15 protein-coding genes are annotated in these 25,305 nt (G+C 70.5%); 10 read left to right on the forward strand and 5 right to left on the reverse strand.

Annotated features, from left to right (window positions below):
• Nucleotides 1–5,481, forward strand: a complete 5,481-nt coding sequence (locus tag AC07SQ_RS15700; RefSeq protein WP_495273147.1) for a two-partner secretion domain-containing protein — start codon at nucleotides 1–3, stop codon at nucleotides 5,479–5,481.
• Nucleotides 5,482–5,494: 13 nt separating this feature from the next.
• Here AC07SQ_RS15700 and AC07SQ_RS15705 read toward each other — a convergent pair whose 3' ends face one another.
• Entirely contained in the window at nucleotides 5,495–6,361 is an 867-nt protein-coding gene (locus tag AC07SQ_RS15705) for a glycosyltransferase family 25 protein (RefSeq protein WP_495273148.1), read from the reverse strand.
• 47 nt (nucleotides 6,362–6,408) lie between these two features.
• Between AC07SQ_RS15705 and AC07SQ_RS15710 the strand changes: the two genes are divergently transcribed.
• Nucleotides 6,409–8,151, forward strand: a complete 1,743-nt coding sequence (locus AC07SQ_RS15710; RefSeq protein ID WP_495273162.1) for a glycosyltransferase family 2 protein — start codon at nucleotides 6,409–6,411, stop codon at nucleotides 8,149–8,151.
• Here AC07SQ_RS15710 and AC07SQ_RS15715 read toward each other — a convergent pair.
• The 4 genes from AC07SQ_RS15715 to AC07SQ_RS15730 form a co-directional block, all read right to left on the reverse strand.
• The gene (locus AC07SQ_RS15715; protein ID WP_495273149.1) at nucleotides 8,109–8,888 is read right to left on the reverse strand and encodes a hypothetical protein; all 780 of its coding nucleotides are present in this window, start codon (nucleotides 8,886–8,888) and stop codon (nucleotides 8,109–8,111) included. The genes AC07SQ_RS15710 and AC07SQ_RS15715 overlap by 43 nt on opposite strands.
• Before the next feature lie 6 nt (nucleotides 8,889–8,894).
• Nucleotides 8,895–10,883, reverse strand: coding sequence for a hybrid sensor histidine kinase/response regulator (locus tag AC07SQ_RS15720; protein WP_495273150.1), 1,989 nt, complete (start codon nucleotides 10,881–10,883; stop codon nucleotides 8,895–8,897).
• Nucleotides 10,880–11,890: an ABC transporter substrate binding protein gene (locus tag AC07SQ_RS15725; protein ID WP_495273151.1), complete on the reverse strand. Its 1,011-nt coding sequence runs from the start codon at nucleotides 11,888–11,890 to the stop codon at nucleotides 10,880–10,882. Before AC07SQ_RS15725 ends, AC07SQ_RS15720 begins: the two co-directional genes overlap by 4 nt.
• Before the next feature lie 226 nt (nucleotides 11,891–12,116).
• Nucleotides 12,117–14,024 (reverse strand): ATP-binding response regulator, encoded by a 1,908-nt coding sequence (locus AC07SQ_RS15730; protein ID WP_495273152.1) that lies wholly within the window; start codon nucleotides 14,022–14,024, stop codon nucleotides 12,117–12,119.
• 164 nt (nucleotides 14,025–14,188) lie between these two features.
• Between AC07SQ_RS15730 and phnD (AC07SQ_RS15735) the strand changes: the two genes are divergently transcribed.
• The 8 genes from phnD (AC07SQ_RS15735) (at nucleotide 14,189) to tagF (ending at nucleotide 24,601) form a co-directional block, all read left to right on the forward strand.
• A complete protein-coding gene (gene phnD / locus AC07SQ_RS15735) occupies nucleotides 14,189–15,238 on the forward strand; it encodes a phosphate/phosphite/phosphonate ABC transporter substrate-binding protein (RefSeq protein ID WP_495273153.1) in 1,050 nt (349 codons plus the stop codon).
• Nucleotides 15,235–16,272 (forward strand): phosphate/phosphite/phosphonate ABC transporter substrate-binding protein, encoded by a 1,038-nt coding sequence (phnD, locus tag AC07SQ_RS15740; RefSeq protein ID WP_495273154.1) that lies wholly within the window; start codon nucleotides 15,235–15,237, stop codon nucleotides 16,270–16,272. The genes phnD (AC07SQ_RS15735) and phnD (AC07SQ_RS15740) overlap by 4 nt, the downstream gene beginning before the upstream one ends.
• Nucleotides 16,273–16,535: 263 nt before the next feature.
• Nucleotides 16,536–16,913 (forward strand): DUF2628 domain-containing protein, encoded by a 378-nt coding sequence (locus AC07SQ_RS15745; protein WP_495273155.1) that lies wholly within the window; start codon nucleotides 16,536–16,538, stop codon nucleotides 16,911–16,913.
• A gap of 71 nt (nucleotides 16,914–16,984) precedes the next feature.
• Complete coding sequence (locus tag AC07SQ_RS15750) at nucleotides 16,985–17,377, forward strand: DUF2628 domain-containing protein (protein WP_495266041.1); 393 nt, start codon at nucleotides 16,985–16,987, stop codon at nucleotides 17,375–17,377.
• 184 nt (nucleotides 17,378–17,561) lie between these two features.
• Nucleotides 17,562–18,893 carry a type VI secretion system baseplate subunit TssK gene (gene tssK, locus AC07SQ_RS15755; protein ID WP_495273156.1) on the forward strand — a complete coding sequence of 444 codons (1,332 nt, stop codon included), beginning with the start codon at nucleotides 17,562–17,564 and terminating at the stop codon, nucleotides 18,891–18,893.
• Between the two features lie 124 nt (nucleotides 18,894–19,017).
• Entirely contained in the window at nucleotides 19,018–20,367 is a 1,350-nt protein-coding gene (locus AC07SQ_RS15760; RefSeq protein ID WP_495273157.1) for a DotU family type VI secretion system protein, read from the forward strand.
• On the forward strand, nucleotides 20,364–23,969 hold the full coding sequence (gene tssM / locus AC07SQ_RS15765) for a type VI secretion system membrane subunit TssM (RefSeq protein ID WP_495273158.1): 3,606 nt from the start codon (nucleotides 20,364–20,366) through the stop codon (nucleotides 23,967–23,969). Before AC07SQ_RS15760 ends, tssM begins: the two co-directional genes overlap by 4 nt.
• Complete coding sequence (tagF, locus tag AC07SQ_RS15770; protein WP_495273159.1) at nucleotides 23,966–24,601, forward strand: type VI secretion system-associated protein TagF; 636 nt, start codon at nucleotides 23,966–23,968, stop codon at nucleotides 24,599–24,601. The genes tssM and tagF overlap by 4 nt, the downstream gene beginning before the upstream one ends.
• Nucleotides 24,602–25,305 lie beyond the last annotated feature (704 nt).

Raw genomic sequence — 25,305 nt, forward strand, 5'->3', positions numbered from 1 at the left:
ATGAAGCCCCGCACCACCTTCCAACCCCGGCATCCGCTGCGTCCGCTGGCGCTTTCGATTGCCTGCATGGGCCTGGCCCCGGCGCTGGCACAAACCATCCTGCCGAGCTTCGGGCCGAACGGCTACACCACGCAGGGCGGCGTGACCGTGGGCACCACCACGTCGGCCTCCAGTGCGGGCGGGCAGGCACTGGGCATCTCGCAGTCGTCGCTGCGCGCGATCATCAACTGGAACAGCTTCTCGATCGGTGCCAAGGACGCGGTCAACATCAACCAGTCGATGGGCGTGTCCAGCATCCTGCTCAACCGCGTGACGGGCAACGAGCTCTCGACCATCGCCGGCCAGCTCACGGCCAACGGGCGCGTGTTCCTCGTGAACCCGAACGGCGTGGTGTTCAGCCAGGGCGCGACGGTCAACGTGGGCGGCCTCGTGGCCTCCACGCTGGCACTGAACACCACCGACAACGACTTCCTCACTGCTGCCAGCACCAAGCTCGATTTCCTGCGCGACGACAACAAGAGCACGGTCGTGAGCAACGCCGGTGTGCTCACCGCCGTGGGCGGCCCCGTGGTGCTGATGGGCGCCGAGGTGACCAACACCGGCCGCATCGTCGCCGACCGCAGCACCGTAGCGCTGGCCTCGGGCCGCAGGATCAGCTTCGACCTGGGCAACGACGGGCTCACCAACCTCGTGGTCGCGGCCGATGCCATGGCCGCCACCAGCGCCAAGGTGGTGAACGCCGCGGGCGCCACCTTGCAGGCCGACGGCGGGCGCGTGATGCTCATCGGCAGTTCCACCACGGCGGGCGAGCTGGTGGTGAACCAGTCGGGCACGGTGCGCGCGCGCACGCTGGAGAACGTCAACGGCGAGATCGTGCTCGGCGCCGGCAGCAACAACCGCATCGAGATGAACGGCGGCACGCTCGACGCCACCGGCATGGGCGCGGGGCAGCACGGCGGCACCATCCGCATCGCGGCGGGGCAGGTGCGTATCGAAGGCACCGGCGGTGGCGACCAGCGCGCGGTGATCGACGCCAGCGGCCAGGCCGGCGGCGGCAGCGTGTCGGTGCACGGCTACGACGTGGCGCTGTCGTCTACCTCGGTGCTGCGCGCCGACGCCACCACGGGCGGCGCGGGCGGCACGATCACCACGGCCAGTGCCCAGGGCCAGGCCCTGGTCGGCGAGGCCGATCCGGCGCCCGAGCGCGAGTCGCGGCTGCAGGCCTACGGTGAGATGACCGCGCGCGGCGCGGGTGCCGGCAAGGGCGGTGCGATCTCCAACGAAGCCGATGCGGTGCGTGTACAGGCCGTGCGTGTGGACGCAGGCGGTGGCGCGCAGGGCGGCGCCAACGGCAGCTGGACGGTGAACGCGAAGCAGTCCGACCTCGGCATCGTCGAGGCCGGCAACGTGCCGGCGTATGACAGCAAATTGCCGGCCTTCACCGGCGGCTCCGTGAGCGCCGGCAGCATCGGCGACACGCTGGGCCGCGGCACCGACGTGACGCTGGCGAGCGGGCGCACCGGTCTCGGCGCGGGCGTGACCTTTGCGCCCGGTGTGCAGGTCGTCAAGAGCGAGGGCGGCACGGCGCGGCTGCGCGTCGACTCGGCCGGCAGCATCGTGATGAACGAGGGCTCGGCCATCACATCGCAGCAAGGCGCGCTGCACGTCGACTTCAACGCCGACGCGACCGGCCGTGTCGCCACCAACGCGAAGAACATCAACAACAGCAGCGGCAACCCTTCTGCGGAGACCGACTATGCCGGCGCCATCGTGCTGACCGGCGCGACCATCGCGGCCAACGGCGGCGACGTGCGCTTCTTCGGCCAGGGCGACGCGCAGAACGGCCGCGCCATCGGCGGCATCGTCCCGCTCGGCGGCGACACCGGCGATTTCGTGTGGCGCGACGGCGTGACGCTCGCCGGCAGCCAGGTCACCACCCGCGGCGAAGGCCGCATCGCGATGCGCGGCCAGGGCCGCACCTGGATCGACGACCAGAACAACAGCGACTTCATCTTCCGCGGCAGCAACGGCGTGTCGATCACGGGCGGCACGGTCGAAGCCGGCGCCGGCGGCCTGCAGCTCGACGGCCTCGCGGGCTACGGGCGCAGCGGCGTGGCCATCGGCAGCGGCGCGGTGCTGAAGTCGGTGGGCGACATCGGCATCAAGGGCCAGGGCCCGACCTGGACTTCCAACATCGGCGGCGCCGCGGTGGGCGCCAGCACGGCGGTCGTCATCGACGACGCCACCGTCGCCGGCGAGCGCGACGTGCGCATCGAAGGCCAGGGCGCGAACCTCGACGGCCTGCGCACCGACACGGGCTTCGCGGCGGGGAACATGTCGGCCGGTGGCGGCAACGGCGTGGCCATCCGCGGCGCGGTCTCGGCCGGCGCGGGCCGGCGCATCGACGTGATCGGCCACGCAGGCAGCGAAGGCTTCAGCGCCACGCTCGGCAGCCCCGACATCATCATCACGCCGTCCACCACGCCGACCTACGGCGTGGCCGTCACGGCCGACGCCGACCATCCGACGGCGCTGCGCACCGACGGCGGCACCATCGCCATCGACGCCCAGGGCACCGACATCTCGATGCGCATGGTCACCTTCATCTCCGGCGTGGGCACCAGCGTCGGCACGCTGGCCTCGGTGGCCAGCGACAGCGGCAAGGGCGGCAGCATCTCGGTGCAGGGGCGCAACGTGCTGATCGACGGCGCCACGAACTCCGACGGCTCGCCCGCGGTGGCGCGCCTGGACGCCAGCGGCGCGACCGGCGGCGGCAGCATCGACATCGCGGCCACCAACGCCATCGCCGTCGGCGGCAACACGCGCCTGGAAGCCAACGCGGGCACGGGCGCGGGCAACGGCGGCAGCATCCAGGTGGTGGCGACCGAGTCGCTGCGCGCGCACGGCCAGCTCTCGGCGCGCGGCGGCGCGGCCGGCGGCGACGGCGGGCGCATCGAGACCTCGGCCGGGCGCTTCGACCTGCGCGGCGCGCGCGTCGACGCGTCGGCACCGGTGGGCGCGGCGGGGCAGTGGTTCATCGACCCCTTCGACCTCACCATCGCCCACGGCACGGCCGCGGGCACGCTGCCGACCAACCCCTACGACGCGGTCGCCAACTCGACCATCCAGGACGGCGACATCAACACCGCGCTCAACGGCGGCACCAGCGTGAAGATCACGACGGGCACCGGCACGGGCGGTGGCGGCGTCATCACGCTCGATGCCGACGTCGACATCAACTACACCGGCTCCAAGGGCCCGCTCACGCTGCAGCTGGACGCCGCCAGCGGCATCCAGACGCGCACGCCGGGCACCACCATCCGCGCGACCGGCGGCGACGACCTGAACGTGGTGATGAACGCGGGCGTCAACCCCGACGGCACGCCCTCGGGCAACAGCGGCTTCATCGACTTCGGGGGCAACATCCTCACGCAGGGCGGCAGCGTGACGATGAACGCACTGGGAACGGGCACGCCCGGCAGCGGCTTCATCCGGTTGAACGGCGGGCAGGTCATCACCGACGGCGGCAACGTGTCGCTGCTCAGCGGCCAGCCCGGTGCACCCACCGGCACCGTGATCCTCACGCAGGACGTGCAGGTCGACACGCGCGTCGGCCAGAGCAACGCGGGCGCGGGCGGCAACGTGCGCATCGAAGGCGGCGACGTGCTGCTGCAGGGCGCGCGCATCGCCAGCGCCACCGGCAACGTCGACATCCGCGGCACCTCGACCACCTGGGACAGCGGCGTGGTCATCACCAGCGGCCAGCTCGGGCCGAGCACCATCAGCACCACCAGCGGCAACGTCACGGTGCAGGGCGTGGCGCGGCGCCAGGCCTCGTCCACTTTCGCGGCGGCGCACGGCGTGCTGATCAACGGCGGCAGCAGCATCACCACCGGCAGCGGCAACATCGTGGTGCGCGGCTACAACTTCAACAACGACCCCTCGGCGCCGGGCGTGACCGAAGACAGCGGCGTGCGGCTGGAAAACGGTGCGCAGCTCGTCACCACGGGCGGCGGCCACATCGAGGTCACGGGCCGTTCGCAGAACGGCGGGCGCGGCGTCGTGCTGCAGGCCGGCGGCTCGCCGACCGCGCCGGGCGCGCTGCCCGGCATCCGCAGCAGCGGCAACGTGCTGCTGCGCGCCAGCAACGACGGCAGCGGCGATTCGATCGTGATCGAGGCGCCGGTGGTCGCGGCCGGCACCATCGACCTGCGCCCGGGCGGGGTCGATGTCAACATGGTCGCGTCGGACGACACGGCCACGCCCATCGTGCTGGGCGGGCCGACGGTCAACGGCTTCTCGGTGTCGGGCGCGGAGTTCGCGCAGCTGTCGGCGCCGACCATCGTCGCGGGCAGCACCACGCACGCGGGCGCCATCACCGTGGCCGGCGCGCTCACCACCTCGGGCGCGCTCACCCTGCAGAACGAAGGCGGTGGCGGCGGCATCGCGCTCAATGCGCCTGTCTCGGCCGCGACGCTGGGGCTGCTGTCGGGCGGCAACGTGAGCCAGTCGGGCGCGGGCACGATCACGGCGGGTGCGCTGCTCGCGCGCTCGCGCAACGGCAGCGTCGATCTGCGCAACCCGGGCAACGACGTGGCCACGGTGGGCGGTGGCGCGGCGGGCGGCTTTGCCTACGTGGATGCGAACGCGGTCACCATCGGGCCGGTGTCGGTCACGGGCTTCGATGCGGCGGGCAACCTGCCGCAGGTCACGTCGGCCGATTCGATGGCCGCCAACACCGTGTTCGTGCGCACGCTGAGCGGCGACCTCACGCTCGGCGCACCGGTCAGCAGCACCAGCGGCACCGACCTCGTGGCCGCGGCGCGCTTCCAGAACCCGGGCGGCCATGGCATCTCGGGCGCGCTGTGGCGCGTGTGGGCCGACACCTGGGTGGGCGAAACGCGCGGCGGCCTGGCCGGCTCGGGCCCGCTGCCGAACTTCTATCACTGCGCCTACCTGGGCCTGTGCACCGTGACCGTGACGCCGGGCGACAACCACTTCATCTACGCGCAGCAGCCAACCGCGACCATCGTGATCGCCGACGCGTCGCGCACCGTGGGCGCGCCCAACCCGTTCTTCATCTACAGCATCACGGGGCTGATCCTGGGCGACACCGGGGCGGGCTTCAGCGGCTCGATGTTTTCGCCGGCGCTGCCGGGCAGCCCGACGGGCCTGTACCCGATCAACGGCAGCTTCACCTCGGCCGAGGGCTATGCGGTGCGCGTGGTGCCGGGCCAGCTGCGCGTGAGTGGCCTGCCGCTCTTGCCTTCGGTGGACGTGGTGCGCGAGCCGCTGACCTCGTACCTGTACGACCGGAACATCGGCCAGGCGCCGATCTGCCTGGCCACCGGCCCGCTGGACGGCGACCGCGCGCAGCAGGGTGCCGACGTGCTGGCGCGCGAATGGTCGCGCGTGCGCTCGCGGCCCAACCTGCTGAGCTGCGTGAACACCGAGCGGCGCAACGGCTGTTCGGACTTTTGAGACCGCACGCGTGTCAGCGCGGCGCGTGATCGCGGGCCGTGAGCACGAAGAGCTGCGCCATCAGGTCCGCGAGCAGCCGCAGCTGCGGGTCGTCGGTGAGCGGGGCGTGGCGCCACGGCGCGGCATGGGCCTCGAGGCCGTCGAGCGGTCCGGCGAAGAACAGGCGCCGCAGCGCACCGCCGAGCACGTCGTGCGCGGCCGATTCCGCGGGGCTGCCGAGGGTGCTGTCGGCATGGCTGCCCCATGCCGGCGTGGCGAGGAAGGGCGAGAGCACCACGCCTTGCAGGCGGCCATCGCGCAGGAAGCTGCCCAGCGTCAGGTCGTAGGGTTGCGATGGTCCGTGCGCGAGCGCTTCCTGCAGCAGCGCGGGCAGCACGCGCAGGCCCTTCGGCGTGACGACGTAGGCGACCGCGCCCCAGTTGTAGAGCGTGCGTGCGTCGAGGAAATCGATGCCCGACAGCGCGTGACGCGGCGCACCGCTGTCCCGTGGCGGCAGGCGCTGCTGCAGGCTGTTCCACAGCGCGAGCAGGTGCTGCGTCGAGCTCACGGGCTGGCATTCGAGGAACGCGATGTCGCAGCCTTCCGCTTCCAGTTGCGCGAGCACGCCGCTGCGCAGCACGGCCGGCAGGGCCTCGCTGAGCTGCGCGTCGTCTTCGAGCACCAGCAGCGCTTCGCCGGGGTTCGCACGGGTGAGGGCTTCGGTGTGCGAGAGGAAACAGGCGCGCTCGCCGGGCGTGATCGCCGTGTTGCCTGGCGCGAGCGTCTGCGCATCGATGGCTGCGTGCCGCCGGACATCCGTCAGCCCGAGCCGCAGCAGCTGCGCGTCCATCGCGGTGCGGCGCTCGGTGCTTCGCTCGAGGTTGATGTAGCAGCCTTGCATGGGCATCTCCGGTGCGTCATCGCTGAAGGAGCGATGCAGTGAACATCATGACGTCGGACGGTCGAGAGGCTGACACGAACCGTCCGTGGCTCAGCGTCGTGCTGCCTTTCTACCGCAAGCTCGCCGAGTTCGAGCGCGTGCTGCCGATGAATGCGGGGTATTGGGCGCGGCCCGGCATCGAGGTCGTGCTCGCGCTCGACGAATCCGGCGAGGAAGCCGGCGTGCTGGCGCTGGTCGCACGTTTTCCGCAGATCCGCTGGAGGGTGCTCGTCAACGACGTGGCGCATGCATGGCGCCCGCCCTGCAAGGCCATCAACGCCGGCGTGCGCGGCAGCGCTGGGCGCTTCGTGCTCGTCCATTCGCCCGAGTCCGCCTACGCCGGCGATGCGCCGGCCCTGTTGCTGCACGCCGCGATGGGCGACGCGCGCGGCGTGGCGGTCGGCCGCGTCGGCTTCGCGCGCTTCGACGAACTCACGGACACGCTCGACACCGTCTTCGCGCGCCAGGTGCCGCCCGAGCTGCTGCTGCAGACCTTCTACGGCTCACTGTGCTGCGCGCGCGAAGCCTTCGATGCCGTGCATGGCTACGACGAATCGTTCGAAGAATGGGGCGGCGACGACGACAACCTGCGCGTGCGCCTGGAGATGGCGGGCTGGCAGCTGCTGGCCTGCCCGGGCGCGCACCTGCTGCACCTGTCGGACGAAACGCGCACGGGCGGCGAACAGTTCGACCGCGACGTCGACTGGATCAAGTGCACACCGCACGAGGCGCGCGCGGGCGATGCCGGATGGGGCCGCGACTTCGACCGCATCGCGCGCGACGACGGTGCCCGCGCATGGCCCGCCGAAGCGCCGGCCTGGCTCGCCGCCGCACCGGTGGTGCCGATGGGCTCGCGCCGCCAGTGCGAGGTCTGCGCGCGCCTGCTGCACCACGAGCCCAGCGCCTTTCATTGCCCGCGGTGCGCGCCCCCGCCGAGCGCACCGCGTCTCACGTCGCGGCTGCGCATCGTCTGCGTGCTGCAGCTGCGCAACGAAGCGCGCTATCTCCCCGGCTGCCTCGACCACCTGCGCGGCCACGTGGACGGCATCGTCGCGCTCGACGACGGTTCGACCGACGGCACCGCCGACATCCTGCGGCGCGAACCCATGTTGCTGGAACTGCTGTCGAACCCGCCGCGCGATGACGGCACGCACGTCTGGCGCGAGAACGAGAACAAGCGCCGCCTGCTCGAAGCGGCGAGCCGCCACGGCGCGGGCTGGGTGCTGGTGTGCGATGCCGACGAGCGCTACGAAGCGCTGTTCCTGCGCCACCTGCACGCGACCGTCGATTCGCTGCCGGACCACCAGCTCGCCAGCCTGTCGCTCGTGTCCTGCGAGCTTTGGAACTCGCCCGACGCCTGGCGCAGCGACGGCCCGTGGGGCCGCAAGTCGCGCGCACGGCTGCTCCGGTTGCCGCAGCGGATCTTGTTTGAATCGAGTTCGGAACTGCACGGCCCTTGGCTGCCCGACGATGCGCAGCGCCACGGCCTGATGTTCTACAGCCGCTACCGGCTCTATCACCTCAAAAGCATTCGGCACGCGGACCGCGTGGCGCGGCGCGACCTCTACACGCGGCTCGATCCGGCGCGGCAGTTCCAGGCCATCGGGTACGACTACCTCGCGGAAGAAGGGCCGGGGCTGCAGCTGATGCGCATCGAGCCCGACCGCGACTACGACCGCAACACCTTGCCGCCCGACCTGCAAGCGGCTCAGCCGCTCAGCCCCAGCGTCCTCGCGAAGTCGCCGCGGTAGGTGCGCAGGCCCTGGTGCGACAGCCGCGAGCGCGTGTCGACGTGCACGCGCCCGCCGATCGATTGCCAGCGCCGGCAGAAGCCGTAGTCCTCGCTGAGGTAGCGCCCGTTGTTCGGTTCGGCGAACACGTCGAAGAAGCGGTAGTGCGGCCGCGCCGCGGCGATCGGGTCGTCCATGCGGTCGGGCGTGTAGCGCAGCTCGGGCAGCGCCTGCGCCATCTGCTCGAGCACGCGGCGCGCGATCAGCATGAAGCCGGTGGGCGCGTCCAGCACTTCGAGAAAACCGTCGGCGTCCAAGCGCGCGCCCGCGTCGTTCACGTTGACCGGAAACGCCGCATGCAGCGCCTCGAAGTCGGCGCGCGTGGTGCCGGCCGGCAGCGGCGCGCGCAGGCCGCCTTCGGGCCAGCCGTCGCTCTTGTGCGGGTACACGCCGGCCACCACGTCGCGGCCCGCGCCCAGCAGCCGCAGCGCGGCCTCGGGCTCGAAGCCGATGTCGGCATCGATCCAGAACAGGTGCGTCCAGCGCGTGTCGGCCAGGAACTCGGCGGCCAGCCGGTTGCGCGCGCGCGTGACGAGGCTGTCGCCGTCGAGAAAGCGCGTCTGCATCGCAAAGCCGTGGGTCCAGGCGAGGTTCACCAGGCCGAGCAGGCTGCGCGCGCACTCGGTGCCGACCGCGCCGCCGTGGCAGGGCGTGGCGACGAAGGGGCGGACGTCTTTCAGGTCGATGGCGGTGGACATGCAGGGTCAGGCGCCGGGCGCGTGGCGCCGCGTGGTGAGCAGTGCGCGCAGCTTGGCCGGCGCCACCGGTTTGGTCAACAGCGTCACGCCGCCGTGGCGCAGCCGCTGCAGCACCTCGGGCCCGGTGGCGCCCGACACCAGCACGGCGAGCGCGCCGGGCTGCAGGCGGCGGGCGGCATCGATCACTTCCACGCCGTCGGCGTCGCCGGCCAGCTGCAGGTCGCACAGCACGGCGTCGTAGACGATGTCGCCGGTGCCCAGCCGCGCGAGGGCCTCGGCGCCGGTCGTGACGCATTCGACCTCGCACCCCCATTGCGTGAGCAGCGCGTGCGTGCCGTCGAGGATGGCGGGGTCGTCATCGACCACGAGGCAGCGCAGGCCCGCCAGCGGCGCGGGCGCGACCGGGGCGGGCTCGGGCGGCGCGACGTCGGCCTTGCGCGCGGGCGGCAGCGTGAAGGCGAAGGTGCTGCCGGCCTGCAGCGCCGAGCGCACGGTGATGCGGGTGCCCAGCAGGGTGGCGATGCGCGCGCAGATCGCCAGGCCCAGGCCGAAGCCGCGGCGCCGGTCGCGCTCGGTGTTGGCCACCTGGTAGAACTCTTCGAAGATGCGGCCCTGGTGGATGGGCGCGATGCCCACGCCGTTGTCGCGCACCTCGATGCGCACGCCGGCCCGGCTGCGCCGCGCGGCCACCAGCACGGTGCCGCCCTCGGGTGCGTGGCGCAACGCGTTGGCCACCAGGTTGCCGACGATGCGCTGCACCATCGCCGCGTCGCTGCGCACCGCCAGGCCGCGGTCGCGCCAGTGCAGCCGCACCTGCGCCGCGCTGGCGGCGGGCGCGTGCTGCGCATCGAGCTGGTCGAACAGCGAGGCCAGCGAGACGCGCGCGATGGCGGGCGTGAGCACCTGCGCGTCGAGCCGCGAAATTTCCAGCAGATCGTCCAGCAGCACGCCCATGAAGCCGGTGCTCTCCTGCAGCCGCAGCACGGCCGGGCGCTGCGCCTCGGTGGCGCTGGGCAGCAGGCCGTCGATAAAGAGACCCATCGCATGCAGCGGCTGGCGCAGGTCGTGGCTCGCGGCGGCCAGGAAGCGCGCGCGCGACAGGGCGGCCTGCTCGGCCTCGGCCATGCGCTGCAGCGCGACGGCGGTGGCTTCGCGCACGCGCTCCTCGCTCACCTGGCGGTTGTATTGCAGGCGCTCGGCGAGGCGGTCGATGTCGTGTGCGAGCACGGCCAGCTCGTGCGTGCCGCGCGTGCCGCCTTCGACCACGTCGCAGCGCACCTCGAAGTGGCCGGCCTCCAGTGCCGCCACCGTGCGCGACACGCGCCGCAGCGGCCGCGCCACCGTGCGCGCCATGTGGCGCACCGAGGCCCAGGCCGCCAGCAGCGCGACCAGCGCGATGCCAATGCCGGCGATGAGCGAGCGGCTGCGCTCGTGCGTGTAGGCGGTGGTGTCGCGGAAGGTCTGCACCAGCCCGATGGGCGTGTCGCCCGCTGTGGTGGAGCCCGCCGGCGCGAAGGCGCTGGCGCGCGAGGCCTCCCGCAAGGTGACCGGCGCGCTGAACATGCGCAGCTGCGCGAGCGATTCGTTCTTGGGCCCGGCCGTGACGTACACGCCCGCGCTGTTGCTGATCTCCACGCGCGTCACCTGCCCGCCGCGCAGCGCCGCCGAAGCCACGTTCTGCAGCGCGGGAAGGTCGCCTGCGTAGAGGCTCAGGTCGGACATCGCCGCCACTTGCTTCGCCACGGCTTGGCCTTCGGCATCGAAGGCGGCTTCGAGCGTCTGCAGCCGGTTGTGCGTGAACCAGCCGGTGAGCGCCAGCGCCACCGCCGCGCAGGGCACGACGCCCAGACGGAACAGGTCGCGCTGCAGGTTGCCGCGCACCACCAGCGACGTGGCGGCCGGTGGGGGAGGGGGCGATGGCGCTTCCGTCGCCGCGACCGCTCCCGCCGCCGTCGGGTGGACCAGCGGGCTCGGGGGGACCGGCGTGGTGCTCATCGCGGGGCTGCGAGTCGTTCGGTGAGCTCCCGTTCCTCCGGCGGACGCAGGCCGAGCCCGCGTGCCACGGTCGCGTTGATCCGCACGGTGGCCGGCGTGGCCGCCTCCACCAGCGGGCTGTTGTTGCCGGTGCTGCCTGCGCTGGTCACCTTCTGGCCGAGCTGGCGCGCCTGCTGGGCCAGCTGGCCGGGCGTGGAGACCGCCGCCGCCAGGCCACCCGAGCGCACCAGGCCCTCGCTGGCGCCGAACACCGGCAGGCCCGCGCCGGCGCCGGCATGCAGCACCGAGAGCGTGGCGGCCTGGCTGTCGCCGATGAGGTCGGGCAGCACCATGAGGGCGTCGCTGCGCGGCACGAGGGCGCGCAGCGCGGCGGCCAGCGAACGCGCGTCGGGCGCGATCTCGACCTGCAGGTCCCAGGCCGGGTTGGCGTTCTGCGCGGCGCGCTGCAGTTCGCGCACCAGCGGTTCGGATTCGGGCGTGGCGATGACGCCCAGGCGGCGCTTCTGCGGCAGCACGGCGTTCACCAGCGCGAGCTGGTCGGCCATGGCCGGGTCGCGCAGCAGCACGCCCACGCGCCGGTCGCCGCGCCGCAGGGCAGTGGGGCTGGCGGCCTTCAGGGTCTCGTAGTCGAGACGGCTCAGCATCGCGAGCACCAGCGGCTCGGCGCCGGGCCGTTCGAGGGCGGCGCGCGCGGCGGCGGTGCCCACCGCCACAGTGAGGCCCGCGTCGCTCGCGGTGCGCAGGCTGCGCGTGCGCACGCCGGTGTTGGCGGCGGGCTCGGTGTCGGCGCTGGCCGGCTCCGCGGCCGGGGCGCCCGGTCCGATGCGCACGAGTTCGAACTTGCCGGAGGCCGGTTGGCCGGTGCGCAGCTGCTGCACGAACTCGGCCGATGCGGCCTGGTCGTCGCCGACGAGCACCGTCAGCGTGGCCGCCGATGCCACGCGCGGCGCGGCGGCCAGGGACAGCACGAGGCCGAAGGCCAGCAGCGCGTGGACAGCACGGTGCACTCTTCCGGAGAAAAGCGGAATGGGAGGGTTCACAGCGACGGACATGGACTGCTTTGTGCAGCGAGAGGCAATGGTCCAATGTAAGGACGCGCCCTGTTTCCCGCGATAAGGCGGAGGGCTTATGCCCGCATGCGCGAGGGCCTGCGCGTGTGAGGAAGATCACACCGCGGCGGCTGCTTGGTCTATGTCCGACGGACTACCCGGCGCCTACCGGGAAGGTACCGTGTCAGAGGCCCGCGGCCACCATCAGCGCGGCCGCGCGCTGCGCCTGGATCGCCTGGCGCAGCACACGCGGCGACACCGGCTTGTAGAGCACGGCGATGCCGGCGGCGGCCACTTCGCGCAGCCGGTCGGGCTTGGTCTCGCCGGTGACCAGCAGGCGCGCGGTGCCGGCGCCGATGCCGTTGGGGTGGCGCTCGAGCGCGGCGATCACGTCGAGGCCGTTGTCGCCGCCCTGCAGCAGCAGGTCGCTCACCACCACGTCGGGCGGCGTGTCCCAGTGGTCGGCCAGCGCCAGCGCCTCGGCGCGCGTCTGCGCGGCCAGCACCGTGGCGCCCCAGTTGGACAGCACCACGCTCAGGCCTTCGAGGATCGTGCGCTCGTCGTCGATGACCAGGATGCGCAGGTCCGCCAGGCTCTCGCCGTGGTTGTCGTCGTCGGCGGTGGCCGCCGCGGGTGCCTGCGCCACCGGCGCCGGCAAAGCGACCGGCGCCGCGCGCACCTGCACGCGCACGCAGGTGCCCTTGTTCAGGCGCGAGCTGAGCTCGACGCGCGTGTTCAGCAGCTCGGCCAGCCGCTGCACCGTGGCCAGCCCCAGTCCCATGCCGCGCGCCCCGCCGGGCGCGTTGCTGCGGCTGGTCGGCTCGACCTGGTAGAACTCCTCGAACACCCGCGCCTGGTGGTGCGCGGCAATGCCCACGCCGGTGTCGACCACGTCGATGCGCACGCCCTTGCCGCGGGCGCGCGCGCCGATCAGCACGCCGCCCTCGACCGTGTGGCGCAGCGAGTTCGACACCAGGTTGTTGAGGATGCGCGAGAGCATCACGTAGTCGCAGCGCACCCACAGCTCGGTCTTGCGCACCACCAGCCGCAGGCCCTGCTGCTCGGCCACGGGGCGGAAGTTGCGGCTGATCTCGTCGAACAGCCGGTCGAGTGGAAAGTCGGCCCACTGCGGCTGCAGCACGCCGGCGTCGAGCTGCGACAGGTTCAGCAGCTCCGAGAACAGCCGGTCGAGCGAATCCACGCATTCGCGGATGTGGCCGATGCGCTGCAGCTTCACCGGGTCGGTCTCGCCGTTGGCCAGCCCGTCGGAGAACAGCGTGAGCGCATGCAGCGGCTGGCGCAGGTCGTGGCTGGCGGCGGCCAGCAGCCGCGTCTTGGCCTGGCTGGCCACTTCGAGCAGCTGGTTCTTGCGCGCCAGCTCGGCCGTGGCCTCGTTGATGCGGCTTTGCAGCAGCCGGTGGCTTTCGGCGAGCGCGCGCGCCGCCTGGTTGAAGCCGTGCTGCAGGTGGCGCACCTCGGAGGTGCCTTCGATCGCCACGCTGGCGGCCTCGCCCGCGCCGAGCCGGTCGACCGCCTCGCCCAGCGCGCGGATCGGCTCGCTGATGCGGCGCGCCGCCCACCAGCCCGCCAGCCCCACGCCCAGCAGGCTCATGGCCAGCACCAGCGCCACGTTGAGCCAGACCGAGCGGCGCGCGCTCTGCACCGCGTCCAGCCCGATCTCGACCATCACCTTGCCGTTGTGCCGGCCGTCGTCGCTGACGATCGGCACCACCACCTGCAGGCCTTCGCCGCGCCGGCGGTCGACGGTTTCGGAGTTGGCGACGATCTCGCCGTCTTCCGTCCAGATCTGCACCTGCTGCACGTGCGGCTGGTAGGTGCCGGTCTGCGCGGTGCGCGCCAGCGCGCGGCGGTCCATGCGTGCCAGCGGCGCCTGCGCCACCGTGGCCACCTGCAGCGCCACCGTCTGCGCGTTGGCGCGCATCAGCTCGGTGAGGTTGCCCAGGTGCTGGCGCGTGAGCACCGCGATGGCCACCAGCGTGGCCGCCGTGGCCGGCACCAGCGCCAGCAGGATCAGCTGCTGGGCGAAGGTGAGGCGGGCCAGCCCGCGCAGGAGGCGGAAGTTCCAGTTCATGAAGGCCTTGAACGCATGGGGCGCGAGCTTAGGGCCACGGCCCCGAACAGGGAAGACCGGAAAAACATCACGAGAAAGACTCGCATTTGGGATGTAATGGCGTCCGCGTCGCCCATGTTAGACCCCGCCGGCTCGCCGCGGGCCCTGTGTCTTCCGCTCCTTCCATGCACGCCTTCTTGCGTCGTTTCGGCAGTTTTCCCGGCACCGGCCGCCGTGCGGCCCTGGCGCTGGCCATGGGGCTCTTGCTGCTGCCGCTGCTGGCGGCGGCGCAGGCTGCGGCGCCCGCCGCGGACGCGCCGGTGCGCTTCGGCATCCTGCCGCTGGGCGGTGCCTTCGAGTCGCGCAGCGACTGGGACCCGCTGCTGGCCGAACTCAGCCGCGCCATCCAGCGGCCGGTGAGCGTGCTCTCGGTCAATTCGTACGAAGCGCTGGAGCAGGCCATCCAGCGCGGCGAAGTCGACATGGCGTTCCTGTCGGGAAAGATGGCGCTCGATGCCGTGAGCCAGAAGCGCATGAAGGTCGTGGCCCAGGTCGTGCGGCACGACGGCCTGCCCGGCTACCGCGGGCTGCTGCTCACGCGCAAGGCGCCGCCCTTCAACACGCTGAAAAACCTCGTCGACCAGCCCGAGCGCTGGCGCCTGGCGCGCGGCGAGCGGCAGTCGGTGTCGGGCTTCATCGTGCCGCAGCTGCAGTTCTTTCTGCCGAACCACATCGTCATGGAGACGCGCTTCCTGAGCGAGGTGGTCGGCACGCACCAGGCCAACGCGCTGGCCGTGGCCAACAACGAGGCCGACGTGGCGACCAACAACTCGGCCGATTTCGAGCGCTTCAAGCTGCGCTTTCCGGCCGAGGCGCAGCGGCTGCAGGTGCTGTGGGAGTCGGAGCTGATCCCGCACGCGCAGATCGTCGTGCGCCGCGAATACCCGCCCGAGCTGCGCCTGCGCGTGCAGGCCTTCCTGGTCGCCTACGGCCGCGGCAAGGGAGCGCGCGGCGACGCCGAGCGCGTGGTGCTCAAGTCGCTGCACGACCTGGCCGGCTTCGTGGCCGCCGACAACAGCTCGCTGCTGCCCGCCGCCAAGCTGGCCTACCAGCTCGCCATGCAGAACGCGAAGACCGCGCAGTGGGTCAACGACGCGGCGCGCCAGGCGCGGCTGCAGCGCCTGGAGAGCGGCTACGCCGAGCAGCTCGCCGTGTTGAAGGACGTGAGCCCTTGAACCGCCGGACCCTGCTTGCGCTGGCCCTGTCGTCGTCGCTGATGGCGCCATGGCCGGCGGGCGCGCAGCCCGCGCCGACGCCCGCCGTCAAGGGCGTGCCGGTGATCAAGGAAGTGCGCTTCGGCGTGCTGCCGCTGGGCGGCACCGTCGAGTCGCGTGCCTTGTGGACGCCGCTCATGGCCGACATGAGCCGCGCGCTGGGCCTGCCCGTCAGCGCGTACTCGGTGCCGTCGTACGAAGAGCTCGACCGCGCCATCGGCCGCGACGAGATCGACATGGCCTTTCTCTCGGCCAAGATGGCGCTCGACGCCGTCATGCAGCGGCGCATGAAAGTGGTGGCGCAGATCGCGCGGCGCGACGGCATGCCCGAGCACCGCGCCGTGCTGCTCGCGCGCAAGACCGGGCCGCTCAACACGCTCGAGGGCCTGCTGGCCCAGCCCGAACGCTGGCGGCTCGCGCGCGGCGACAGCCGCTCGGTCACCGGCTTCATCGTGCCGCAGAGCCAGCTCTTTCTGCCCAACCAGATCGAGATGGAAACCCGCTTTCGCAGCGAGTTCGTCGGCACCCACCAGGCCACCGCGCTGGCCGTGGCCAACGGCGACGCCGACGTGGCCACCAACAACACCACCGACTTCGAGCGCTTCCGCCAGCAGTTCCCGGTCGAGGCCGCACGGCTGCAGGTGATCTGGGAGTCCGAACCACCGCCCGGCGCACCGATGGTGGTGCGCCGCGACTACCCGCCCGAGTTCCAGGCGAAGCTGCAGGCCTTCCTCGTCGGCTACGGCAAGGGCAAGGGCCCGCGTGCCGACGCCGAGCGCGAGGTGCTGAAGAACCTGCGCGCGGCGTACGGCTACGTCGCGGCGGACGACAGCGCGCTGCTGCCGGAAGCCAAGCTGGAATACCAGCTGGGGCGCCAGCGCGCGTTGTCGGCGGCGTGGGTCAACGATGCGGCGCGGGAGCAGCGGCTGCAGCGCATCGAGAAGGCGTATGCGGCGCAGGTGGAGGCGCTGAAGGCGTCGAGCGCTTCGCGCTGAGGCACGGCCCGCGCAGGCCGCGCCCATGACAAATCACTCGCTTTGCGCGGGTATCTGAAGACACGTCGCGGCGGGCGACCATTGTTGTCAATGCAAACGCGTGGTGGCTTCCACACTGCGCGACCTCTTTCCGGGTGAAGGCTGTTGTCGTCGAAGGCGTTCTTGCGAACGGCTTTGCGCGGTGTGCGTTGCGCGTCGGAGAGAGGACGGGGCGAGAGCCCACATCCGACAACAACGATCTCTATCGGGAAGGCAGTCACGCAATGAAGACCTACAAGATATTCAAGGACCCCCTCGGCAGTGTGCAGGCCATCAAGGACGGTTGGAGCTGGCCGGGGTTTTTCTTCGGGGCGTTCTGGGCCCTTTTCCATCGCATGTGGTGGGTGGGGCTGGGCCTTATGGGCTTGGCGATGCTCATCATCCTCGGAGAAGACAGCATAGGAACGGCAGCCACGGACGGGTTGCTCAACGTGCTTTCTGTCATCGTGTCAGTGGGGTTCGGCATGGGCGGGAACGCCTTGCGCGTGGGACAACAGATTCGCAGGGGCTATGAGGAGATTGCGGTGGTGCAAGCCGCCAACGTAGAGATGGCGCTGATTCAGGGGCATGCGGCAGCGGCAATGAAGCCCGGGACGCGCTGAGAACCGGCTTGCGGCATGACAAATCCCACGCATGGTGAGCGTCAGCGTAGAGCCTCATCGCTTGGAAAAGAATGAAGAACTACAAGATATTCAAGCACCCTAGCGGCGACATGCGAGTGATCAAGAAAGGCTGGAGTTGGCCAGCCTTCTTCCTGGGCTGGATATGGGCGTTGCGTCATGGCCTGTGGTCGTTGGCGCTCGGGGTTCTCGTGGCTGGCGTTCTGGCCGGCATCGTGGCACGTGGGATGGGAGACAGCGCAGGGGGCGGGTTGATCGTCCTCTTCGGTGTTCTGAACGCCGTCACCCTCGGGTGCGTCGGCAATCTGCTGCGCGCGGACCGGCAGGCCAGCGAGGGATACGCATGCGTCGATACCGTTGCGGCCTCGAATGCGGAGATTGCGCTGTCGATCCACGAGCGCGGTCTCGGAGCCGGAATGCCTTTGGCCCGCGAGCTTCGCGGCTGACCAGACTGCGGGAAGGCCAACCGGTTGGCGTTCGCCGAATTTCCATCTACTCCCTTCGCCGTACCTCGCACCCGCCACCTAGGCCATTAGCTAGGCCTTAAGGCGGATTTGCCTCCCGCCCCCCGCGCCGGAAACTTCGTGTTTCTTCTTACTTCCCGGCACCCTTGCCGTTGACGGAGTGCGGATGAGTTGGCGAACCAAAGTGGTCTGGAGCGAGGGGATGCTGTTGCAGCCTCAGCACCTGCAGCAGAGCGAGCGCCATGCCGATCATGCGCGGCATGTGCTGTTGCGCACCACCACGCCCTACGCCTGGGGATTCGCCGAGGTCGAGATCGACGCGGCGGCACTCACGCTGGGCAAGCTGGCGCTGGTGCGGGCGGTGGGCATCTTCGGCGATGGCACGGTGTTCGACATGCCGGCGGTCGATCCGCTGCCCGAGCCCATCGACATTCCTGCGTCCATGCGCGACGAGGCCGTGGTGCTGGCGCTGCCGCTGCGCCGCGCCGGGGCGCGCGAGGCCGACGCTGAAGAATACGAAGAGCTGGTGCGCCACCGCGTGTTGGAGTCGGATGTGCCCGACTCCAACACGGCCGGCGAGCGCACCGCGATGCTGCAGCTGGGCCAGCTTCACACGCGCCTGATGCGCGCCAGCGAAGCGACCGATGCCTGGGCGACCCTGGGCGTGGCCCGCGTGGTCGAGCGCCGGGTCGACAACCAGGTGCAGCTCGATCGCGCGATGCTGCCGCCGCTGCTCGACGTGGCCGGCCACGCGGTGATCCGCGCCTGGCTCGACGAGCTGCTGGGCCTGCTGCGCCAGCGCGGCGAGGCGCTGGCCGGGCGCATGACGCAAGGCGGCACCGGCGGCGTGGCCGAGATCGCCGACTTCATGCTGCTGCAGGCGGTGAACCGCAACGAAGCCATCTTTGCGCACCTGGCCAAGAGCGCGATGCTGCACCCGCAGCATTTCTTCGAACACGCGCTCGGGCTGGCCGGCGACCTTGCGAGCTTCCGCGACACGCGCCGCGTGACGCGCTTCGGGCCCTACATCCATGACGACCTGGCGCTGAGTTTCCGCCCGGTGATGGACGACCTGCGCCGCAGCCTGTCGATGGTGTTCGAGCAGTCGGCCATCCGCATCGACCTGCACGACCGCAAGCACGGCGTGCGCGTGGCGGTGGTGACCGACGTGGAGCTGCAGCGCAAGGCGACCTTCGTGCTCGCGGTGAACGCGAACATGCCGAGCGAGGCATTGCGCGCGCGCTTCCCCACGCAGGTGAAGATCGGCCCGGTCGAGCGCATCCGCGATCTCGTGAACCTCGCGTTGCCGGGCGTCACGCTGACGCCGATGCCGGTGGCGCCGCGCCAGATTCCCTTCCACACGGGCGCCAACTACTTCGAACTCGAAACGCGCAACAGCGACCTGTGGCGCCAGCTGGAGCAATCGGGCGGCATCGCGATGCACATCGCGGGCGATTTCCCCGGCCTCGACTTGGCGTTCTGGGCCATCAGATCATGACCACCCCCAGGCTTCGCGCACTTCGTGTCGCTTCGCCAACCCCCTCGCCGGGGGCGACACCTGCGGCCCGGCAAAGCCGGTTCCGCGGCGTCTCCCGAAGGGACGTCACCTGCGTGGAGTTCTCATGAGTACCCCTCCCGACCCCTTTGCCGCCTTCGAGTCCGAGCGCACGGTCATCAAGCCCAAGCCGCGCACGCCGGGCGGCGCGCCGCCGGCTGCTGCTGCGCCCGCGCCGTTCTTCGGCGGCGCCGATCCGACGCCCGTGGCCGAGGTGGGCGAGATCGGCCTGCTCAATCCGTTGGTCTCGGCCGCGGGCAAGCTGCTGGTGCTGATCGGCAAGCTGCGCAACCTCGCGCAGCCGCCCAACGTGCCGGCGCTGCGCGCGTCCACCGCCGATGCGGTGAACCAGTTCGATGCCGCGGCACGCCGTGCGGGCGTGGGCAACGAATCGGTGCTGGCCGCGCGTTATGTGTTGTGCACCGCGCTCGACGAAGCCGTGGCCAACACGCCCTGGGGCGTGCAGGCCGGCTGGAACAAGCAGAGCCTGCTGGTGCAGTTCCACAACGAGACCTGGGGCGGCGAAAAGGTGTTCCAGCTGCTGGCCAAGCTCGCACAAGATGTGCCCACGCACCGCCAGCTGCTGGAGCTGATCTACAGCGTGCTCGCGCTCGGCTTCGAGGGCCGCTATCGCGTGGTCGACAACGGCCGTGCGCAGCTCGACTCGGTGCGCCAGCGCCTGGCCGATCTCATTGCGAAGGACCGTCCGGCCGTCGAACCCGAGCTGTCGCCGCACTGGCGCGGGCAGGGCGCGGGCACGGTGCGGCTGCGCGAGTCGCTGCCGCTGTGGGTGTTCGCGGCCGGCTTCGCGCTGCTGCTGGCGCTGGCGTGGTTCGGCCTGCGGCTCACGCTCAACCACCGCTCGGACACCACCTACGCGGCCGTGTCGAGCCTGCGCGTGCCCAACATCCAGATCGCACCGCCCGCCGCGCCGGCCAAGTCGCCGCGGCTCGCGCGTTTTCTTGAGCCCGAGATCAAGCAGGGCCTGGTCACCGTGACCGACGAGGCCGACCGCAGCGTGGTGCGGCTGCGCGGTGATTCGTTCTTCGGCTCGGGCAGCGCCGAGCCGATGGCGGCCTCGTTGCCGGTGCTGCGTCGCATCGGCCAGGCGCTGGCCGAGGTGAAGGGCGAGGTGCTCATCACCGGCCACTCCGACAACCAGCCGATCCGCTCGCTGCGCTACCCGTCGAACTGGCACCTCTCGGCCGCGCGCGCCGATGCGGTGAAGGGCGCGCTCTCCACGCTGGTCGAGCCCGCGCGCATGCGCTCCGACGGCAAGGCCGACGCCGAGCCCGTGGTGGCCAACGACACGCCGGCCAACCGCGCGCGCAACCGCCGCGTCGACATCGTGCTGCTGACCGAACCCGAGCGCCTTGCTGCTGCACCGGCTGCTCCCGTTCCAGGAGCGACGAAATGATCAAGAAAATCTTCGGCTTCCTGTTCAGCCCGCTGCTGCTGACGCTGCTCGCGCTGATCGTCGTCGCGCTGCTGATCTGGTGGATCGGCCCGTTGGTGAAGATCGGCTCGCTCGCGCCGCTCGAAGGCGAGATGACGCGGGCCATCGTCATCGGCGTCATCGTGCTCGTCGTGGTGCTGCGCGCGCTGTACCGCCGCTGGCGCGCGCGCCGCGCAAGCCAGCACCTGACCGACGGCCTCATGAAGGCGCCGGCCGCCACCAAGACCGGCGCGCCGGTCGACGGCGAACAGAAGATCCTCGACACGCGCTTCAGCGAAGCCGTCGCCACGCTCAAGCAGATGCGCCTGCATGCCGCCGGCAAGAAGCCGGGCTGGCGCGACTGGCTGTCGATCTCGGGCGGCAGCTACCTGTACGACCTGCCGTGGTACGTCTTCATCGGCGCACCGGGCGCAGGCAAGACCACGGCGCTCGTCAACTCGGGCCTCTCGTTCCCGCTGGCCGAGAAGTTCGGCCCCGGCGCGATCCGCGGCGTGGGCGGCACGCGCAACTGCGACTGGTGGTTCACCGACGAGGCCGTGCTCATCGACACGGCCGGGCGCTACACCACGCAGGACAGCCACCAGTCGGAAGACAAGAGCGCCTGGGAAGGCTTCCTGGGCCTGCTTAAGAAGGCGCGCCCGCGCCGACCGCTGAATGGCGTGTTCCTCACCGTGAGCGTGGGCGACCTGCTGAGCCAGGGCCCCGAGGCGCGCACCCAGCTCGCGGCCTCGATCCGCGCGCGGCTGCTCGAACTCGACAGCAAGCTCACCACGCGCCTGCCGGTGTACGTGCTTGTGACGAAGAGCGACCTGCTCTACGGCTTCACCGATTACTTCGACGACCTCGGCAAGGAACAGCGCGCGCAGGTCTTCGGCTTCACGCTGCCGGCGGATGAGAACGTGCAGCTGGAAGAGAAGGGCCTGTCGGCCGCCTTCCAGCGCGAGTTCGCCTTGCTGCACAACCGCGTCAACGACGGCCTCATCGCGCGCATGCAGCGCGAGACCGACGGCACGCGCCGCGCGGCGATCTTCGGTTTTCCGGCGCAGTTCGGTTCGGTCGGCCCGCTGCTCTCCGATCTGCTCGAACAGGTGTTCACCGGCTCGCGCTTTGCGCAGCCGCCGTGGGTGCGCGGCGTGTACTTCACCAGCGGCACGCAAGAGGGCAGCCCGATCGATCGCGTGATGGGCAGCCTGGCGCGCAGCTTCGGCATCGAGCGCGCCATGCTCGCGCCGCAGAAGTCGAGCGGGCGCAGCTACTTCCTCACCGCGCTGCTGCGCGAGGTGGTGTTCCCCGAGCAGCGCCTCGCGGGCGCCGACGTGAAGCTGGAGCGCCGCCGCAACACGCTGCGCCTGGCGGGCGTGGCCGCGATGACGCTGGTCACCGTCGGCCTGCTCGCGGCCTGGGGCTACAGCACCTGGCAGAACAACAACTACCTGAAGTCGGTCGAGGCCCGCGTCGAGCCCGCGCAGAAAACCTTGGCCGCACTGCCGACGCGCGTGCAGAACCTGGTCGAGGTCGCGCCCGTGCTGCAGGGCCTGCGCGACATCTGGAAGACGCCCGACAACCGCCAGGGCGACGAGCCGCTGTCGATGACGCTGGGCCTGTACCAGGGCGACAAGCTCGACGCCGCCGCCATGCTCACCCACCAGCGCGCGCTCAACGACGCCTTCCTGCCGCAGATCGCCAAGCGCATCGAGGACCAGCTGCGCACCGCGCAGAAGGACAACCTCGAGTTCACTTATGAAGCCCTCAAGAGCTATCTGATGCTCTACCAGCCCGAGCGCTTCGACCCCGAGGCGCTGAAGGCGTGGATCACGCTCGACTGGGCGCGCAACCTCGACCGCGGCATTCCCGAAGACCAGCGCAAGGCGCTCGAGGACCAGCTCGATGTGCTCATTGCCCAGGGCCCGCCGCGCTCGCCGCTGAAGATGGACGAAAACCTGGTGCGCAGCGTGCGCGCAGTGCTCGCGAGCTACCCGCTGGAGCAGCGCGTGTTCAGCCGCCTCAAGCGCCAGCGTGCCACCAAGGACATCCCGGGCTTCAGCGTGGCGCAGGCCACCGGCCCGTCGGGCCCGCTGGTGTTCGAGCGCATCAGCGGCAAGCCGCTGAGCGAGGGCGTGCCGGGCATGTTCACCTACGACGGGTACCACAAGCGCTTCCAGAACGAGGTCGTGGTGCTCACCGGTTTGCTCGCCGCCGAAGACCCGTGGGTGCTCGGGCAGGACCGCAACGCCAGCGAGCGCCTGCGCGACGCCGCGGCGCTCGGCGCGCTGACCGACCGCGTGCGCCGCCTGTACCTCGAGGAGTACGTCAAGCAGTGGGAGGCGCTGCTGGCCGACGTGCGGCTGATCCGCGTCAGCGGCCTGGAGAAGAACATCGAGACCGCGCGGATTCTCTCGGGCGTCGATTCGCCGCTCGCGAACTTCCTGCGCGCGGTGGTCAAGCAGACCACGCTGATTCCCGCGGCCGATGCCAACAAGGACGTGGTCAGCAAGGCCACCGAGACCGTGCGCAACACGCGCAAGGGCCTGGAAGACCTGTTCGGCAGCGACCCCGGCAAGCAGGTGGCGCCGGGCAAGCGCATCGAGAGCATCGTGGACGACCGTTTCGAGTCGCTGCGCCGCCTGGTCACCGCGGGCGGCCCGAACCAGCCCGCGCCGATCGACGATGCGCTCAAGCTCTTCAACGAGGTGTACGTGTACCTCAACGCCGTCGACACGGCCGTGAAGGGCCGCACCTCGCCGCCGCCCGGCGACGTGGCCGGCAAGCTCAAGTCGGACGCGGGCCGCCTGCCCGAGCCGGTGCGCAGCATGATCGAGAACCTGAGCCAGACCGGCGCCGCGCAGGCGCAGGTGGCCGAGCGCGGCAACCTGAGCCAGGACCTGCGCCCCGTGACCGAGTTCTGCAACCGCGCCATCGCGGGCCGCTACCCGTTCGTGCAAAGCAGCAAGCGCGACGTGCTGCCCGAAGACTTCGGCCAGATGTTCGGTGCTGGCGGCTTGATGGACGACTTCTTCCAGAAGCGCCTGGCCGCGCTGGTCGACACCAGCACCCGGCCGTGGCGCTACAAGCCTGTGGCCGAGCGCGGCGCGATCACCACGCAGGCGCTGGCGCAGTTCGAACGTGCGGCGCGCATCAAGGACATCTTCTTCCGCGGCGGCGGTCGCGGGCCGTCGATGCGGCTGGACTTCAAGCCGGTGGAGATGGACGCGGGCATCACGCAGTTCATCCTCGACGTGGACGGGCAGCTGGTGAAGTACGCGCACGGGCCGGTGGTGCCGATGGCGGTGCAGTGGCCGGGGCCGAAGGGGAGCAACCAGGTGCGCGTTCAGGTGAGTCCGCCGTCGACGACGGGGAGTTCGGGGTCGGCGATGGATGGGCCTTGGGCTTTGTTTCGTACGTTGGACGATGGGCAACTCGAAGCTGGGGATGCGCCGGAGAAGTTCTTCATTACCTTCCAGGTGGGGGCGCGGAAGACGCGGTTCGAGGTGACTACGAACAGCGTGCAGCATCCGATTCGGTTGAAGGAGTTGCGGGAGTTTTCTTGTCCGGAGGGGTTGTGAGTCTGGCCTCTTCTTCTTCTCTCTTCGTCTCCTCTGAGTTGCCGGGGTGGTTTGGCAAGCTGCCGGGGATGGGGGACTTTGCGCATCGGCGGTTGCCGGAGGCGTTTCGCTCGGTGTGGGACCCGTGGTTGCAACGCGGGCTGGCACGGCTGCGGGATCGGCATGCGGATTGGACTTCTCACTACCTGGAGGCGCCTGTGTGGTGCTTTGCGCTGGGGGCGCAGGTGGTGGGGGAACGAGGATGGATGGGGGTGTTGATGCCTTCGGTGGATGGGGTGGGGCGGTACTTTCCGTTCACTCTCGCCGTTGAATTGGATGAAGGCGTACCTGGTGCGCTGCATGGAGAGGCGCTTGTTGCTGCGCTTCGGTGGTGGGCGGTGGGAACGCAGGCTGTGCTTGAAGGGCTTGAGGATGATTTGGATGCGCTGCGGTTTGATGCGGTGCTGAGTCAGTTGTTTGTGACTTCTGCTGCCGATGAGGCCGCTGTTGAGGGCCGATCGCTCGAGCTGCCTTTGGCTGGAACCTCGCTTTGGATGGAGACGCCTGGTTTGGAAGGCGGGGTTCGGATGTTGGCTACTGGGCTTCCTCGGGATTTGCAGTTTGAGGCTTTGTTTCTTGGGGGTGGGGAATGAGGGCGGTGCTTTCTTTTCCTTTCCGAGGCCGGGAGTTCCGCCCGGCGGCGGACTTACTTTCTTTTGCTTCGCCAAAAGAAAGTAAGCAAAGAAAAGGCGACCCCACTGTCTGCGACCCCTGCGCTTCGCTACGGGGCAACCTGCGGTGCTCGCGTTTCGCGGGGTCTCGCAGAACTCGCTTCGCTCAAACAGCTGCGAGCCCTGATCCGCGAAACGCTGCGCTCCTCGGCGCAGCCAGAGGGGAGGGGAGCTTCGGGCCGTCGCGTTGCTCGGCCCTGCAGTACCAACAGCCGAATCCAATGGCCATGCGCGCGGCTTCGCCTGCGCGCCGTTCTTTGCCAACGGCAACACGAACACCAACGCCAACGCACCTACCAATCCCAGCTGCAGCAGGCGCGAAGCGCCTGCTGCAGCCCACTGGCCGAGCGAAGCGATGGCCCGCTGGTATCCAAAGCCCTTCTGTATGCGCCGAGGAGCGCAGCGTTTCGCGGATCAGGGCTCGCCCTTGTTTGAGCGAAGCGAGTTTGGGCGAGACCCCGCGAAACGTGAGCACCGCAGGTTGCCCGCAGCGAAGCGGAGGGACGCAGACAGCAGGGTCGCCTTTCTTTTGCCTACGTTTCTTTGGCGAAGCAAAGAAAAGTAGGTCGGCCGCCGGGCCGAGACCCGGCCTCGGGAAGCAAACCCAAAACGGCGTTCACCTAGCA

It is taken from the genome of Variovorax sp. GW821-FHT06D12 (genome assembly GCF_059419205.1).